Here is a 14,153-nt window from a genome sequence, read left to right on the forward strand (position 1 = left end):
CATTGCGCTTCGCTGACAGACACCTGACCTTGAACCAGGAACTGTCTGCCCCCTTTTCATGGAAATGTACGCGCAATGAATGTCTACTCCCGCTTTGCCCGCACGGCTGGCGCTGCCACGCTCGTAGCCCTGCTCGTCGCTTGTGGCGGCGACGATGACGACAACGGTTCCCCGGTCCCCGAGACGCCCCCGCCTGTCACGGAGACGCCGGTCGCGCCGCCCGCCCCCGTGCAAGTCGCGTTCATGCCCGACATCCACTTCCACGACGTCTACGCCGACTTCAAGGATGGCTCGTTCCCGGGCATCCCGAATCCGAAGCATGGCGACAACGCCACCATCCGGACGATGTACGCGCAACTGACGTCGACCCGCCTGTTCAACGAAAACTACTTCGCCTTCCTGGCCGCGCTGGATGACGCCGTGTCGCGCGGTGTGAAGTACATCGCGCTGCCAGGCGACTTTTCGGATGATGGGCAGCCCGTGCACATGCGCGGCCTGGTCAAGATCATGGACGACTATTCGAAGAAGCACGGCATTCAGTTCTTCGCGGCCCCGGGCAACCATGACCCCAATCGCCCCTTCAACCAGGCCGCCGGCAAAAGCGACTACCTGGGCCTGGACCCGGTAACCGGCGCCATCGGCTTCTCGCAACCGATCTACAGCCGTGGTGGCAATGCCGCCTGCAGCACGCCCTACGGCGGCGACTGGGCGCTGATCGGCAGCACCTACTGCACGGAAGAAGTCCTGCACATGGGATACGCCGGCATCACCGACGCGTTGAAGCAGCACGGCTTCATGCCACAGCCGCAGAACGTCTATTACGAAACGCCGTACAGCACCTACAAGTACGAAGACTACGACTACACCACCGCACGCGATCAAGCCAACTGGATCAACCGCCAGTACGAGATCTGCGCGGAAGGCACGGGCGGCCCGAACAAGCCGCAGAACTACACGCTATGCAAGATGGTTCCGGATACGTCCTACGTGGTGGAACCGGTCAAGGGCGTCTGGCTGGTTGGCATCGACGCCAACGTCTATGTGCCCACCGGCATCGGTGCGAATGACTTCACCGGCTCAGGCGACCAGGGCTACAACAAGATGCTCACGCACAAGGCCCACGTCATCAAATGGCTGACGGACGTGGTCGCGCGCGGCAAGGCGCAGGGCAAACAGGTCATCGCATTCAGCCACTTTCCGATGTCGGAGTTCTTCAACGGCGCGTCGGACGACATCGAGGCGCTGCTGGGCGCCAACAAGATGCAGATGATCCGCCGCCCGGCCGAGAACACCACGCGGGCGCTGGCTGAAACCGGTTTGAAAGTGCACGTGGGCGGCCACATGCACTTCAACGACATGGCGGTGCGCAACTACGGGGCCGACACGGCGCTGTTCAACATCCAGGCGCCGTCCATGGCGGCCTACGTGCCGGCCTACAAACTGATGACGCTACATAGCGCGGACGAGATCGAAGTGCAGACCATCCGTCTGGACAAGGTGCCGCGCTTTGACGAGCTGTTCGACCTGTACCGCGCCGAGAACGCCTACACGACGCCGGCCCGCTGGGACGTGTCGATCCTGGACGCCAAGGACTACGGCGACTTCACCTATCGCTACATGAGCGAATTGGTGCGCCTGCGCCTGCTCAACGACGACTGGCGCTGCGAAATGCGTGAACTGGTCAAGAGCCCGCTCACCGGCGCTGACCTGCTGACGCTGTCGCAACTGCAAACCACCGTCACACTCAAGGAACTGGCGAATACCGGCGATCAGAACAATCTGACTTCCGCCTTCTTCGCTTGCCTTGCCGAGGGCGGCGGAAGCGGCGCCAGCAACGCCGCTTATGCCGGCAACGTGGCGGACGCCCAAGCCCGCGCTCAAGCCCTGGCGCAAGCCAACGGCATGCAGTTGTCGGACTTTGCGCAGTGGAAGGCGCTGGACATGGCGGGTGACTTCGTGCGCATCGCCAACGCGGGCGACCTGGCGTTTGCCGACATCCCGGCGCAGCGCGCCAAACAGTACAAGCTGTTGGCCCAAGCGCTTGCCAATAGCAACGCGTCGGTTCAGATGAGCGGCAACAGCGTCAGCAACGCCAACACGCTGGCAGACCTGTTCAAGGCGCGCTTCAAGCCGCTGATGGCGATCATGTTGAAGCTGGCCGCGGGCGCCCCGTCGGAACACATCCAGTTGGACCTGACCACCAACAGCATCGTCAATCTGTCGAACCAGCCTTCGCCGTTCTAAGCGTTCGAAGATCGCGCGGCGTCATGCCGAAGCGGTTCTTGAACAGCCGGCTGAAATGCGATGGGTGAGTGAAGCCCACCTGGTACGCCAGTTCGCCGATGCCACGATGACGGTGCCGCGAATCCAGCAGGAGCTCGCGGCACTTGTCCAGGCGCTGATCAAAGATGAAGGACTCCACCGACAGGCCGCCTGCCCGAAAGATGCGGTGCAGATAGGCCACCGACACACCACAGCCCTGCGCCACCTGCTGCGGCGACAGCGCGGGGTCTGCCAGGTGCTGCCGGATATACGCCAGCACGCGTTGCCGATGCGCCAAGGTGACGCTGCTATCGGATTCCGAAGCATGCCCCTGCCCCGGCTGCACCAGGAACAGCACGATCAAATCGATCAAGCGTTCGCCAAGCTCGGTCACCTCGGTGTCCGACCAGCCGCCCATGCCTTTGAATAGATGGTCCATGTAGCTGGCCAGCATCGCGCCACGCGGCGAGCCGTCGTCGATGCGCAGCTTGTGGAATGCGCCGATGCGTGAATCCCGCTGCGACAAGGCGCTGCGCGGAAACGACACGCTCAGGCTGCGGTAGCCCGATGAGCCCAGCGCCGTTGCCTGATAAGGCAGGCTCTGGTTCATCAGGTACACACAGCCCGGCTCGACCTGAAATTCACGGCCCTGCTGGCGCACGGCAAGCGGGCCAGACAACGGCAGGCCGAACGTGTAGAACTCCTGGTCCAGCCGCGACACGTTTCCCGCCGTCCGCTCCAGCTTCTGTCCCTGGTAGTGCAGGTCATTGAATTGCAGGCTGGCGCGGCGGGCGTAGCGCACATGCCCGGCAAAATGATCCGGCTTGCCGCGATGTACCTCGAACGGGCCGAATGCGTCCGCCAAAGCCGCTCGCCATTGCTCACGCCCGTCGGCGCCAGCAGTGGCCGAAATGGCGAATTCCGTATCGGGCATGTCTCGGTCTCCTGAACGCGGCGGCAAGCGCAATTTGATCTTGCGTCTACAAGCTCTTGACTCTCCCTGCTCTGGGGTGCGCGGCGCATTGTGGATGCGTCTGGCGCAAGTCTATAGTCAGCCCGATAAGCACACAACCTGGACAACCCGGGAGGAGACTCATGGCAAACGCGCCCGCAACGGCCGACCGCCACATGCCGGCTTCACGCTATTTGCGCTGCGAGGGCCGCGAACTGCACTACATGGAATGGGGCGCGCCGGATGCGCCCCCCGTCGTCATGTGGCACGGCCTGGCCCGCACCGGCCGTGATTTCGACGACCTGGCACAAGCGCTGGCGAACGACTACCGCATCATCTGCCCAGATACGATCGGCCGCGGCCTCTCGCAATGGAGCCCCGACCCGGTGTCCGAATACCGGCTGGATTTCTACGCGCGTCTGGCACTCGCACTGGCCGATGGCCTATCGCTTGCGCGCATGCGTTGGGTCGGCACGTCGATGGGCGGCGCAACCGGCATGCACGCCGCTGCCACCACCTTGCGCGACCGCATCTCGCACCTGGTCGTCAACGACATCGGTCCCGAACTGCCCCAACCTGCTGTCGACCGCATCCTCGCCTACGCAGGCAACCCGCCCGCGTTCGATACCGTCACCGAACTGGAAGCGTGGCTGCGTGTGGCCTACAAGCCTTACGGCTGGCAGAGCGACACGCAATGGCGGCGCATGGCCGAAACCTCGGTCAGGCGCCTGCCCGATGGGCGCGTCACGGCGCATTACGACCCCGCCATCGTCGGGCAATTCAAGCACCATCCCGATGACTACAACCGCTGGAGCGGCTACGACACGCTGCGCATGCCCTTGCTGCTCCTGCGCGGCGCCGACTCCGACCTGCTGCTGCCCGAAGTCGCTCATGCCATGACGCAACGCGGCCCACGCGCCACGCGCATCGACTTCCCCGACTGCGGCCACGCCCCCGCGTTGAACGTGGCGCCGCAAATCGACGCCATCCGTCAGTTCCTTGCCACGCCGGACCCGATGGCGGACGCCCACGCCCACAGATAACAGGAGATTTTCCATGAATCGCATTTTGCTGGCCGCGCTGGCTGCCCTTTGCATGAACTCGGCGGTGGCCGCCAAAGACTTTGTGGTGGCCCATGTCTACGACAAGACCGGGCCGCTGGAGGCCTACGCCAAACAGACACAGACCGGCCTGATGCTGGGCTTGGAATACGCCACGCAAGGCACGATGACCGTGGCGGGCCGCAAGATCCGGGTCATCGAAAAAGACAACCAGGGCAAGCCGGACGTCGCCCGGGCGGAGTTGGCCTCGGCCTATGCGGACGACAACGCCGACATTGCTGTCGGCCCAACCTCGTCTGGTGTCGCGCTGGCCATGCTGCCCATCGCCGAAGAATACGAGAAGATCCTGCTGGTAGAGCCCGCCGTGGCTGACTCCATCACCGGAGCCAAATGGAACAAGTACATCTTCCGCACCGGCCGCAATTCGTCGCAAGACGCCATCGCCAACGCCGTGGCGTTCGACCAGGCCGGCACCTCCATCGCCATGCTGGCGCAAGACTATGCCTTTGGCCGGGATGGCGTGAAAGCCTTCAAGGGCGCCCTGAAGAACGCCAAGATTGTCCACGAGGAGTACCTGCCCGCCAACGCCACCGACTTCACCGCGGGCGCACAACGCCTGTTTGATGCGCTGAAGGACAAGCCGGGCCGCAAGATCATCTTCATCCTGTGGGCGGGCGCCGGCAATCCGTTCAAGATCGCGGACCTGGACCCCAAGCGCTTCGGCATCGAAATCGCCACTGGCGGCAACACGCTGGCCGCAATGACGCCGCTTAAGTCGTTGGCCGGCATGGAAGGCGCCACGTACTACTACTACGGCATTCCGAAGAATCCCGTCAACGATTGGCTCGTGGCCGAACACCAGAAGCGCTACGGCCAACCTCCGGACTTCTTCACGGCGGGCGGCATGTCCGCAGGTATCGCGATCGCGGCGGCGCTGAACAAGACTGCCGGTGACTCGGACACGGACACGCTGATCAAGGCCATGGAGGGCATGAGCTTCGATACCCCCAAAGGCAAGATGACCTTCCGCCCTGAAGACCACCAGGCCATGCAGTCGATGTACCACTTCCGCATCAAGAACGATCCGTCTGTGCCGTGGGCCGTGCAGGACCTGGTCAAGGAAATCACACCGGACCAGATGAACGTACCCATCCAGAACAAACGCTGAAGGCCCTTTGCCGCAATGCTGGAAACCCAATCGCTCACCATCCGTTTCGGCGGGCACGTGGCCGTCAACGACGTCAGTTGCCGCTACACCCCGGGCACACTGACGGCCATCGTCGGCCCGAACGGCGCAGGCAAAACCACGTACTTCAATCTGATCTCTGGACAGTTGCGCGCAAGCGCGGGCTCGGTGCGCTTGAATGGGCGCGACCTGACCTCGCTATCCGCCCCCGCGCGCATGCATGCGGGGCTGGGTCGCGCGTTTCAGTTGACGCAGTTGTTTCCGCGTCTGTCCGTACACGAGAACGTACGGCTGGCGCTGCAATCCCGGCAGCAAGGCATGAGCTGGCGTCAGATCCGTTTCTGGCGAACGTGGGATGAAGACCGGAATCTGCTGGCGCGCGCGGATGGGCTGCTTGAACGCACCCGCCTGTCGGCTCGCCGTGACCAGGCCGCCGCGGACCTGCCGCATGGCGATCAGCGCAAGTTGGAAATCGCCATGCTGATCGCGCTGGAGCCGCGGGTTTTCATGTTCGATGAGCCCACGGCGGGCATGAGCGTGGACGACGTGCCGGTGGTGCTGGAACTGATCCGGGAGCTCAAGAGCGACCCGTCAAAAACGATACTGCTGGTTGAACACAAGATGGACGTCGTGCGCGAACTTGCCGACCGCATCGTCGTGCTGCATAACGGCCAGTTGATGGCCGATGGCGAACCCGCCGCCGTCATCGCATCGCCCATCGTGCAACAGGCGTACCTGGGCGTCGCCCCCACGGAGAAGCCGGCATGAGCGCGCCCCTGTTGCTTGAACTCAAGGACGTGCACACGCACATTGGTGCGTATCACATCCTGCATGGCGTGAACCTGTCGGTACCGGCCGCGGCCGTCACCATGCTGCTTGGCCGTAATGGCGCCGGCAAGACCACCACGCTGCGCACCGTCATGGGATTGTGGCGCGCGTCGCAAGGCCAGGTGACGTTCGACGGCGCGCCCATCGGCGGGCCGGCAACGCGCAAGTCACCGCCCGACATGGCGCGCATGGGCATGGCCTATGTGCCAGAGAACATGGGGATCTTTGCGGACCTGTCCGTAAAAGAGAACATTCTGCTGGCCGCGCGTCAGGCCAAGAACGTGGATCAGCTCGACACGAGCAGACTGGAATGGATATTCGGGTTTTTCCCCGCGCTACGGAAATTCTGGCTGCACCCGGCCGGCAAGCTGTCAGGTGGACAAAAGCAGATGCTGGCGGTGGCGCGCGCCATCATCGAGCCGCGCCGGCTGCTGCTGATCGACGAGCCCAGCAAGGGCCTCGCGCCCGCCATCATCCAGAACATGATCGACGCCTTCCTGGAACTCAAGCAAGCGTCCACCACCATTTTGCTGGTCGAACAGAACTTCAACTTCGCGCGGCTGGTCGGCGACCATGTGGCCGTCATGGATAACGGCCGCGTCGTCCATGCGGGCGGCATGCTGGCGCTGGCGCAAGACGACGCACTACAAACGCGACTACTGGGCCTGTCGTTGGGAAGCCATCAATGAGCACGCTGGATATCGATACACCCCTGCCGCGCGTACGTGCGGATCTGCGCCCGGTTCTGCTTGTGCTGGCGCTGGCCGCGCTCGCGCTGCCGTTGGTGGGTTCGTTCTCAACCTGGATCACGCTGACGCTGGCGGGCCTGGCTATGGGCATGATCATCTTCATCGTCGCGTCCGGCATGACGCTGGTGTTCGGGCTGATGGACGTCCTGAACTTCGGCCACGGCCTGTTCATCGCCATTGGCGCCTACATGGCGGCGACCGTGCTGGGCGCGATGTCCGACTGGACCCAGACGGGCAGCCTGTGGATGAACCTGGCCGCCGTTCTACCGGCCATGATCGTGGGCATGCTGGTGGCAGGCGCCGTCGGCCTGGCCTTTGAACGGGTGATCGTGCGTCCGGTGTATGGGCAGCATCTGAAGCAGATCCTGATCACGATGGGCGGCATGATCATCGGCGAAGAGATCATCAAGATGATCTGGGGTCCGCAAACGCTTTCGCTGCCGCTGCCCGAGGCGCTGCGTGGCGCGTTCCTGCTGGGTGATGCGGCTATTGAGAAGTTCCGGATCGTTGCCTTGGCTGTCGGCGTGTTGGTGCTGGGTGGCATGCTTTGGCTGCTGAACCGTACCAAGCTGGGGCTATTGATCCGCGCGGGCGTCGAAGACCGCGAGATGGTCGAAAGCCTGGGCTACCGTATCCGCCACCTGTTCGTGGGCGTGTTCGTCGCGGGGTCGATGCTCGCGGGGCTGGGCGGCGTGCTGTGGGGCATGTACCAGCAGTCGATCGTGCCGCAACTGGGGGCACAGGTGAACGTGCTGATCTTCATCGTCATCATGATCGGCGGCCTGGGCTCCACGGTCGGCTGCCTGATCGGCGCGTTGCTGGTCGGCTTGATGGCCAACTACACCGGCTTCCTGCTTCCCAAGGCCGCCCTGTTTTCGAACATCGCGCTGATGGTCGCCATTTTGTTGTGGCGCCCGCAAGGCGTGTACCCGGTCACGAACCGCTAGGAGCCCAGACATGTCATTCCGCCTGCTCTCCGGCGACCCGCCTCGCAGCCGCCTGCTGGCGCTTGCGCTGATTGCGATCGTTGCCCTGCTCGCTGCCGCGCCATTCCTCTTTCCCGGTCCCAAGTCGCTGGCGGTGGCGGCAAAGATCCTGGTGTTCGTGATTCTGGTTGCCAGCTATGACCTGCTGCTGGGCTACACCGGCATCGTGAGTTTTGCTCACACCATGTTCTTCGGCATCGGCGCCTATGGCGTGGCGATCGCCAGCATCCGGATGGAGCCAGGGTGGGCGGCGGTATTCGCGGGCGTGGGAGCGGGTCTCGCTGTGTCGCTGGCCTTTGCATTGCTGATTGGATTGGCCAGCCTGCGGGTGCGCGCCATTTTCTACGCGATGATCACGCTGGCGGTTGCCGCCGCGTTCCAGACGCTGGTGTCGCAATTGTCGGACCTGACAGGCGGTGAAGACGGCCTGAACTTCAAGGTGCCGCAACTGCTGCGACCGGCGTTCCGACCCTTGTCTGAACCCGTCTTCGGCATCACGATCGACGGCCGCATCATCACTTACTACCTGATCGCCGCGGTGTGCGTGGTGTTGTTCCTGATGCTGCTGCGCATCGTCAATTCGCCGTTCGGCCGCGTGCTCCAGGCCATTCGCGAGAACCCCTTCCGTGCCGAGGCCATCGGCTATCGCACTGTGCTGTATCGCAGCCTGTCGAACCTGCTCGCCGCCGCGTTCGCCACGCTGGCCGGCGCGCTGTACGCACTTTGGCTGCGCTACAACGGCCCGGACACCACACTGTCATTCGAAATCATGCTGAACATCCTGCTGATGCTGGTGATTGGTGGCATGGGGACGATGTATGGCGCCGTGGTGGGTGCGAGCCTGTTCGTATTCGCCCAAAGCTATCTGCAAGACGGCCTGCAAGTCATCCACGACGCGGTAACGGGCGTTGCGCCATTGGCGTTGCTATTCGAACCTGACCGCTGGCTGCTATGGCTGGGGATTCTGTTCGTGGTGTCGGTGTATTACTTCCCCACGGGAATCGCGGGGCGGCTAAGGGAGTTCGCGCGGAGGTGCTAGCGCCTGGACGCGCGGTTCTGGTTCTTCAGGTCATCCAAGGTACGGGTTTGGTCTCGGACCTGATCCATCGCCCTCTGCAATTCCCGGACTTCCATGCCCGCGCGCGCACGACTATCACTGCCGACAACCAGCACGCTGTCGTGGATGGGCCGAGAGATCTCCACATCCTTGAAAACAATGCTCTGAGCGCTTGCGGCTGCCGAGAACCCCGCACTCGCCAACGCCATCAAACCTGCAACGCCGAGCTTGCCCGCGGACTTGATCATGTATGCGACTCCTGTGGTCGGAATTGTCAGCGCAAGGGATGCGCTGACAGGATTTATATCAGGAGCCATGGTGGGGTTGTAACAACGCAGGCGCCGACAGTGGCTACGCTGCGTTTCAAAGGCGGTAAAGACCAGGCAACAACCGCGGCGGCAGTCACTTTCCGCTTTGGCGCAGCGTATCCGCTTCGCGCCGCAGGCTGTCGACACGCCGCTGCATCTCGTCGGTCTTGCCTCGGTCAAGCTGCGAGCCTGCCGGAGTGGGCTGCAATGGCCTCATCGTCGAACCCGTATTCAGCGGCATCATGGCCGGCGCAGCCGCAGCGGCACCAGCCGGCTTCTGGGTGAACAGGTGCTCCAGCAATAGCAGTTGATTGCGCTGATTTTCCAGAGTCTGTTCCTGCGATGCCAACGCTTGCTCGTCCTCGTCATCCGACCCGAATATGGCGCCGTGGTCACGGGATCCGGGAGGCGGCTTGACGCGGGGATCGGGCCCGGCGTTCAAGACGTTCTTGCCCGCACGGGCGTCATCGAGTGCAGGCGCCGGAGCAGTGCCTGCCTTCGGGTTCACGCCTTGCGCGGCCGCCGCGCCAGCCAGGCACAAAGCGGCGCCAAACACATAGGCCCGCACGGTACCGCGCATGATGTTTCTGACCCGCATCGGGATAGACCTCAAGGACAAAAAAAACGGCAAGGGGTTTAGCCCTTGCCGTTTTATATCAGAACGGCAAACCGTTCCGATGACTGCTTTACTTAGATGATACGTGCGGCTTCAACCAGACGCACCACACGCCACGACTTCGAGCGCGAGATGGGACGGCCTTCAGCGATTTCAACCGTATCGCCTTCGTTGTATTGGTTCGATTCATCGTGCGCCTTGTACTTCGCGGAACGCATGATGATCTTGCCGAAGATGGGGTGCTTGACGCGGCGCTCAACGAGCACGACGACAGTCTTGTCCATCTTGTTGCTGACGACCTTGCCAACCAGCGTACGCTGGCGCTTGGCCACTTGGGTGTTTTGAGTTTCGCTCATGTTTATTTCCCTGCCTTCTCGGTCAGCAAGGTACGAACGCGCGCAATGTCGCGACGCACGTTGCGCAGCTGGCTGGTGTTGGCCAGTTGCTGCGTGGCCTTCTGCATACGCAGACCGAATTGTGCCTTCAGCAGGCTTTCGAGCTCTTTGCCGAGCTCGGCGGCGTCTTTCGAACGGAGTTCGCTAGCTTTCATGTTAGTACTCCTTAAGCACCGATATGACGCGCGACGAACGTGGTCGAAATCGGCAGCTTGGCAGCGGCCAGGCGGAAAGCTTCACGCGCGATCTCTTCGCTCACACCTTCCATTTCGTAGAGCACTTTGCCGGGCTGAATTTCAGCGACCCAGTACTCAGGATTACCCTTACCGTTACCCATACGGACTTCGGCGGGCTTCTGCGAGATGGGCTTATCCGGGAAAATGCGAATCCAGATACGGCCGCCACGCTTGATGTGACGATTGATAGCACGACGAGCGGCTTCGATCTGGCGAGCGGTCAGACGGCCACGGCCGGTGGCCTTCAGACCGAATTCGCCAAACGACACGTGGGTACCACGGGTCGCCAGACCGGTGTTGCGGCCCTTCTGCTCTTTGCGATACTTTCTGCGAGAGGGTTGCAGCATGGTTATTCTCCTTCAGGCGCCGGAGCAGCGTCCGCCTTGCGGGGACCACCACGACCACGGCCACCCGGACGACCGGTGCGAGCACCGTCCGGACGATCACCACGCGGAGCGCGGCGCGGACGACGTTCTTCTTCGCGCGGGGTAGCGGTTTCCGGCGGCAATTCGCCGTTAGCCAGCATGTCGCCCTTATAGACCCAGACCTTGATGCCGATCACGCCATAAGTGGTGTGGGCTTCGGAGGTGCCGTAGTCAATATTGGCCTTGAGGGTGTGCAGCGGCACACGGCCTTCGCGATACCACTCGGTGCGAGCAATTTCGATACCGTTCAAACGACCCGCGCTCATGATCTTGATGCCTTGGGCACCCAGACGCATCGCGTTTTGCATCGCGCGCTTCATTGCGCGACGGAACATGATGCGCTTCTCGAGCTGTTGCGAAATCGAGTCGGCGATCAGTTGAGCATCGGTTTCCGGCTTGCGGATTTCCTCGATGTTGACGTGCACAGGCACGCCCATCAGACGCTGCAGATCGGCCTTCAGGTTTTCGATGTCCTCGCCGCGCTTGCCGATCACCACGCCCGGACGAGCCGAGTAGACGGTGATGCGGGCATTCTTGGCCGGACGCTCGATGATCACGCGACCAACGGAGGCGCTCTTGAGCTTCTTTTTCAGGTACTCGCGAACGCGAATGTCTTCGGCAAGCATCGTGCCGAAGGCCTTGTCGTCGGCGAACCAACGCGAGGACCAATTACGGGTGACCGCGAGACGGAACCCAGTGGGGTGAATTTTCTGACCCATCGTGACTCCTTAAGCTCCGACCTTGACCGTGATATGGCAAGTCTGCTTCTCGATACGGTTGCCGCGGCCCTTGGCGCGAGCGGAGAAGCGCTTCATCGACTGAGCCTTGTCCACAAAAATCGTGGTGACTTTCAGTTCGTCGATATCGGCGCCGTCGTTGTGCTCGGCGTTGGCGATGGCGGACTCGACAGCCTTCTTCAGGATGACGGCAGCCTTCTTCGGCGAGAAGGTGAGGATTTCCAGGGCACGACCGACCTTCTGACCACGGATCAAGTCCGCAACCAGACGGGTCTTCTGTGCCGAGATGTGCACCCCACGGATAATGGCAGTAGTTTCCATCGCTTACCTCTTCGCCTTCTTGTCCGCAGCGTGGCCCTTGAACGTACGGGTCAGCGCGAACTCGCCCAGCTTGTGACCGACCATGTTCTCGTTGATGTACACGGGGACATGTTGCTTGCCGTTGTGGACCGCGATCGTCAGGCCGATGAACTCGGGCAGGATCGTGGAACGACGCGACCAGGTCTTGATCGGCTTCTTGTCTTTGCCCGCGACGGCCGTGTCCACCTTTTTGATCAGGTGAGCATCGACAAACGGGCCTTTCTTGATCGAACGTGACATAGTGTTCGCCTCTTACTTGCGCTTGCGCCGTTGGACGATCATATTGTTCGTCCGCTTGTTGCGACGGGTCTTGAAACCCTTCGCCGGGGTGCCCCACGGGCTGACCGGCTCGCGTGCTTCACCGGTACGGCCTTCGCCGCCACCGTGCGGGTGATCCACCGGGTTCATGGCAACGCCACGGACCGTCGGGCGGATACCACGCCAACGCATTGCACCGGCCTTGCCGATTTGGCGCAGGCTGTGTTCTTCGTTACCGACTTCACCAATGGTGGCGCGGCATTCGATGTGCACACGGCGAACTTCACCCGAGCGCAGACGAACCTGAGCGTAGATGCCTTCGCGAGCCAGCAGGACGGCGGAAGCGCCGGCCGAACGGACCATTTGAGCACCCTTGCCAGGCAGCATTTCGACGCAGTGAATCGTCGTACCCACCGGGATGTTGCGGATCGGCAGCGTGTTACCAGCGCGGATCGGAGCATCGGTGCCCGACAGCAAGGTAGCACCCACTTCCAGACCACGCGGAGCGATGATGTAACGACGTTCGCCGTCGGCGTAGCACAGCAGTGCGATGTGCGCCGTACGGTTGGGGTCATATTCCAGACGCTCGACCTTTGCCGGGATACCGTCCTTGTCGCGACGGAAGTCGACGACACGGTAGTGTTGCTTGTGACCACCACCACGGTGACGGATCGTGATGTGACCGTTGTTGTTACGGCCAGAACCACGGGTCTTCTTTTCCAGCAGCGGCGCGTAGGGCTCACCCTTGTGCAGGTTCGGGCTAACAACCTTCACCATGCCACGGCGGCCAGCCGAAGTCGGCTTAACTTTTACGAGGGCCATTTACTTCACCTCCGCAAAGTCGATTTCCTGGCCGTCCTTGAGCGACACGTAAGCCTTGCGCTCATTACGGCGGCGGCCAACGAATCGGCCAAAGCGCTTGACTTTGCCCTTACGGTTGAGGACCTGCACGGACTCGACCTGCACCTTGAAGAGCAGTTCGACGGCAGCCTTGATTTCCGGCTTGGTAGCGTCAGCCACGACACGGAAAGCGACTTGCTGATTCTTCTCAGCGACGAACGTGGCCTTTTCGGTCACGATCGGAGCCAGAATGACTTGCATCAAGCGTTCAGCGTTCATCCCAGCATCTCCTCGAGTTGAGCGATGGCCGGCTTGGTGATCAGCACTTTCTTGTAGTGGACCAGCGACAACGGATCGGCATAACGGGGCTCGACAACAGCAACGTGCGGCAGGTTGCGGGTGGCGAGGTAAACATTCTCATCAACGCTGTCGGTGATGATCAGGACCGAGTCCAGGCCCAGGCTCTTCAGCTTTGCAGCAGCAGCCTTGGTCTTGGGCGATTCCAGATCAAACGATTCGACAACGGCGATACGGTCTTCACGAGCCAGTTGCGACAAGATCGAACGGATCCCGGCGCGGTACATCTTCTTGTTGACCTTCTGGCTGAAGTTCTCTTCGGGCGAGTTCGGGAAAATCCGACCACCGCCACGCCACAGCGGCGACGAAGTCATACCAGCGCGTGCGCGGCCGGTACCCTTCTGGCGCCAGGGCTTCTTGGTCGAGTGCTTAACTTCGGCACGATCCTTCTGAGCGCGGTTGCCGGCACGGGCATTGGCTTGGAAAGCCACCACGATCTGATGAATCAGTGCTTCGTTGAAGTCACGGCCGAAGATCGTATCGGGCGCGCTGAACGTAGCAGCGGCCTGACCTTGGTCGTTCAGGAGCTTGAGATCCATT

General features: G+C 62.1%; 19 protein-coding genes. 7 read left to right on the forward strand and 12 right to left on the reverse strand.

Annotated elements, in window-relative coordinates; genetic code table 11:
• Positions 1 to 75 precede the first annotated feature (75 nt).
• Positions 76 to 2,244 carry a metallophosphoesterase gene (locus P8T11_RS19485; protein WP_268080472.1) on the forward strand — a complete coding sequence of 723 codons (2,169 nt, stop codon included), beginning with the start codon at positions 76 to 78 and terminating at the stop codon, positions 2,242 to 2,244.
• On the opposite strand, the gene P8T11_RS19490 is transcribed toward P8T11_RS19485, so the two are convergent.
• Entirely contained in the window at positions 2,213 to 3,196 is a 984-nt protein-coding gene (locus tag P8T11_RS19490; protein ID WP_268080471.1) for a helix-turn-helix domain-containing protein, read from the reverse strand. The two genes, P8T11_RS19485 and P8T11_RS19490, sit on opposite strands and share 32 nt — an antisense overlap.
• 161 nt (positions 3,197 to 3,357) lie before the next feature.
• Here P8T11_RS19490 and P8T11_RS19495 point away from each other — a divergent pair, with 161 nt between their 5' ends.
• The 6 genes from P8T11_RS19495 to P8T11_RS19520 are packed head-to-tail and all read left to right on the forward strand — an operon-like array spanning position 3,358 to position 9,063.
• On the forward strand, positions 3,358 to 4,257 hold the full coding sequence (locus P8T11_RS19495; protein WP_268080470.1) for an alpha/beta fold hydrolase: 900 nt from the start codon (positions 3,358 to 3,360) through the stop codon (positions 4,255 to 4,257).
• A 13-nt stretch (positions 4,258 to 4,270) separates the two neighbouring features.
• On the forward strand, positions 4,271 to 5,443 hold the full coding sequence (locus tag P8T11_RS19500; protein WP_268080469.1) for a substrate-binding domain-containing protein: 1,173 nt from the start codon (positions 4,271 to 4,273) through the stop codon (positions 5,441 to 5,443).
• Between the two features lie 15 nt (positions 5,444 to 5,458).
• On the forward strand, positions 5,459 to 6,229 hold the full coding sequence (locus P8T11_RS19505) for an ABC transporter ATP-binding protein (protein WP_268080468.1): 771 nt from the start codon (positions 5,459 to 5,461) through the stop codon (positions 6,227 to 6,229).
• Positions 6,226 to 6,978 carry an ABC transporter ATP-binding protein gene (locus P8T11_RS19510; protein ID WP_268080466.1) on the forward strand — a complete coding sequence of 251 codons (753 nt, stop codon included), beginning with the start codon at positions 6,226 to 6,228 and terminating at the stop codon, positions 6,976 to 6,978. The genes P8T11_RS19505 and P8T11_RS19510 overlap by 4 nt, the downstream gene beginning before the upstream one ends.
• Entirely contained in the window at positions 6,975 to 7,985 is a 1,011-nt protein-coding gene (locus tag P8T11_RS19515) for a branched-chain amino acid ABC transporter permease (RefSeq protein ID WP_100853736.1), read from the forward strand. The genes P8T11_RS19510 and P8T11_RS19515 overlap by 4 nt, the downstream gene beginning before the upstream one ends.
• A gap of 10 nt (positions 7,986 to 7,995) precedes the next feature.
• Positions 7,996 to 9,063: a branched-chain amino acid ABC transporter permease gene (locus P8T11_RS19520; protein WP_268080465.1), complete on the forward strand. Its 1,068-nt coding sequence runs from the start codon at positions 7,996 to 7,998 to the stop codon at positions 9,061 to 9,063.
• Here P8T11_RS19520 and P8T11_RS19525 read toward each other — a convergent pair.
• The 11 genes from P8T11_RS19525 to rplD all read right to left on the reverse strand — a co-directional run bounded on the left by P8T11_RS19525 (position 9,060) and on the right by rplD (position 14,152).
• On the reverse strand, positions 9,060 to 9,329 hold the full coding sequence (locus P8T11_RS19525) for a hypothetical protein (protein ID WP_268080464.1): 270 nt from the start codon (positions 9,327 to 9,329) through the stop codon (positions 9,060 to 9,062). The two genes, P8T11_RS19520 and P8T11_RS19525, sit on opposite strands and share 4 nt — an antisense overlap.
• Before the next feature lie 154 nt (positions 9,330 to 9,483).
• Positions 9,484 to 9,969: a hypothetical protein gene (locus tag P8T11_RS19530; protein ID WP_268080463.1), complete on the reverse strand. Its 486-nt coding sequence runs from the start codon at positions 9,967 to 9,969 to the stop codon at positions 9,484 to 9,486.
• A 110-nt stretch (positions 9,970 to 10,079) separates the two neighbouring features.
• Positions 10,080 to 10,361 carry a 30S ribosomal protein S17 gene (rpsQ, locus tag P8T11_RS19535; protein WP_006216549.1) on the reverse strand — a complete coding sequence of 94 codons (282 nt, stop codon included), beginning with the start codon at positions 10,359 to 10,361 and terminating at the stop codon, positions 10,080 to 10,082.
• Between the two features lie 2 nt (positions 10,362 to 10,363).
• Positions 10,364 to 10,555 (reverse strand): 50S ribosomal protein L29, encoded by a 192-nt coding sequence (gene rpmC / locus P8T11_RS19540; protein ID WP_003806912.1) that lies wholly within the window; start codon positions 10,553 to 10,555, stop codon positions 10,364 to 10,366.
• Between the two features lie 11 nt (positions 10,556 to 10,566).
• Positions 10,567 to 10,983, reverse strand: coding sequence for a 50S ribosomal protein L16 (rplP, locus tag P8T11_RS19545; protein ID WP_006216552.1), 417 nt, complete (start codon positions 10,981 to 10,983; stop codon positions 10,567 to 10,569).
• Between the two features lie 2 nt (positions 10,984 to 10,985).
• Entirely contained in the window at positions 10,986 to 11,780 is a 795-nt protein-coding gene (rpsC, locus tag P8T11_RS19550) for a 30S ribosomal protein S3 (protein ID WP_050448288.1), read from the reverse strand.
• 9 nt (positions 11,781 to 11,789) lie between these two features.
• Positions 11,790 to 12,119 carry a 50S ribosomal protein L22 gene (gene rplV, locus P8T11_RS19555; RefSeq protein ID WP_006227021.1) on the reverse strand — a complete coding sequence of 110 codons (330 nt, stop codon included), beginning with the start codon at positions 12,117 to 12,119 and terminating at the stop codon, positions 11,790 to 11,792.
• A gap of 3 nt (positions 12,120 to 12,122) precedes the next feature.
• Complete coding sequence (rpsS, locus tag P8T11_RS19560; RefSeq protein WP_006216555.1) at positions 12,123 to 12,398, reverse strand: 30S ribosomal protein S19; 276 nt, start codon at positions 12,396 to 12,398, stop codon at positions 12,123 to 12,125.
• Between the two features lie 12 nt (positions 12,399 to 12,410).
• A complete protein-coding gene (gene rplB, locus P8T11_RS19565; protein WP_006216556.1) occupies positions 12,411 to 13,238 on the reverse strand; it encodes a 50S ribosomal protein L2 in 828 nt (275 codons plus the stop codon).
• A complete protein-coding gene (gene rplW, locus P8T11_RS19570) occupies positions 13,239 to 13,535 on the reverse strand; it encodes a 50S ribosomal protein L23 (protein ID WP_006216557.1) in 297 nt (98 codons plus the stop codon).
• Positions 13,532 to 14,152: a 50S ribosomal protein L4 gene (rplD, locus tag P8T11_RS19575; RefSeq protein WP_006216558.1), complete on the reverse strand. Its 621-nt coding sequence runs from the start codon at positions 14,150 to 14,152 to the stop codon at positions 13,532 to 13,534. The genes rplW and rplD overlap by 4 nt, the downstream gene beginning before the upstream one ends.
• Position 14,153 lies beyond the last annotated feature (1 nt).

The organism is Achromobacter spanius (assembly GCF_029637605.1).
Lineage (GTDB): Bacteria > Pseudomonadota > Gammaproteobacteria > Burkholderiales > Burkholderiaceae_B > Achromobacter > Achromobacter spanius_E.

What these genes read in the sequence shown, in the direction of transcription:
- rpsC (WP_050448288.1), bottom strand. Translation starts at nt 11,780, where the DNA reads ATGGGTCAGAAAATTCACCCCACTGGGTTCCGTCTCGCGGTCACCCGT.
- rplB (WP_006216556.1), bottom strand. Translation starts at nt 13,238, where the DNA reads ATGGCCCTCGTAAAAGTTAAGCCGACTTCGGCTGGCCGCCGTGGCATG.
- P8T11_RS19520 (WP_268080465.1), top strand. Translation starts at nt 7,996, where the DNA reads ATGTCATTCCGCCTGCTCTCCGGCGACCCGCCTCGCAGCCGCCTGCTG.
- rpsQ (WP_006216549.1), bottom strand. Translation starts at nt 10,361, where the DNA reads ATGAGCGAAACTCAAAACACCCAAGTGGCCAAGCGCCAGCGTACGCTG.
- rplD (WP_006216558.1), bottom strand. Translation starts at nt 14,152, where the DNA reads ATGGATCTCAAGCTCCTGAACGACCAAGGTCAGGCCGCTGCTACGTTC.
- rplV (WP_006227021.1), bottom strand. Translation starts at nt 12,119, where the DNA reads ATGGAAACTACTGCCATTATCCGTGGGGTGCACATCTCGGCACAGAAG.
- P8T11_RS19500 (WP_268080469.1), top strand. Translation starts at nt 4,271, where the DNA reads ATGAATCGCATTTTGCTGGCCGCGCTGGCTGCCCTTTGCATGAACTCG.
- P8T11_RS19510 (WP_268080466.1), top strand. Translation starts at nt 6,226, where the DNA reads ATGAGCGCGCCCCTGTTGCTTGAACTCAAGGACGTGCACACGCACATT.
- P8T11_RS19515 (WP_100853736.1), top strand. Translation starts at nt 6,975, where the DNA reads ATGAGCACGCTGGATATCGATACACCCCTGCCGCGCGTACGTGCGGAT.
- P8T11_RS19525 (WP_268080464.1), bottom strand. Translation starts at nt 9,329, where the DNA reads ATGATCAAGTCCGCGGGCAAGCTCGGCGTTGCAGGTTTGATGGCGTTG.
- rplW (WP_006216557.1), bottom strand. Translation starts at nt 13,535, where the DNA reads ATGAACGCTGAACGCTTGATGCAAGTCATTCTGGCTCCGATCGTGACC.
- P8T11_RS19505 (WP_268080468.1), top strand. Translation starts at nt 5,459, where the DNA reads ATGCTGGAAACCCAATCGCTCACCATCCGTTTCGGCGGGCACGTGGCC.
- P8T11_RS19485 (WP_268080472.1), top strand. Translation starts at nt 76, where the DNA reads ATGAATGTCTACTCCCGCTTTGCCCGCACGGCTGGCGCTGCCACGCTC.
- rpsS (WP_006216555.1), bottom strand. Translation starts at nt 12,398, where the DNA reads ATGTCACGTTCGATCAAGAAAGGCCCGTTTGTCGATGCTCACCTGATC.
- rpmC (WP_003806912.1), bottom strand. Translation starts at nt 10,555, where the DNA reads ATGAAAGCTAGCGAACTCCGTTCGAAAGACGCCGCCGAGCTCGGCAAA.
- P8T11_RS19490 (WP_268080471.1), bottom strand. Translation starts at nt 3,196, where the DNA reads ATGCCCGATACGGAATTCGCCATTTCGGCCACTGCTGGCGCCGACGGG.
- P8T11_RS19530 (WP_268080463.1), bottom strand. Translation starts at nt 9,969, where the DNA reads ATGCGCGGTACCGTGCGGGCCTATGTGTTTGGCGCCGCTTTGTGCCTG.
- P8T11_RS19495 (WP_268080470.1), top strand. Translation starts at nt 3,358, where the DNA reads ATGGCAAACGCGCCCGCAACGGCCGACCGCCACATGCCGGCTTCACGC.
- rplP (WP_006216552.1), bottom strand. Translation starts at nt 10,983, where the DNA reads ATGCTGCAACCCTCTCGCAGAAAGTATCGCAAAGAGCAGAAGGGCCGC.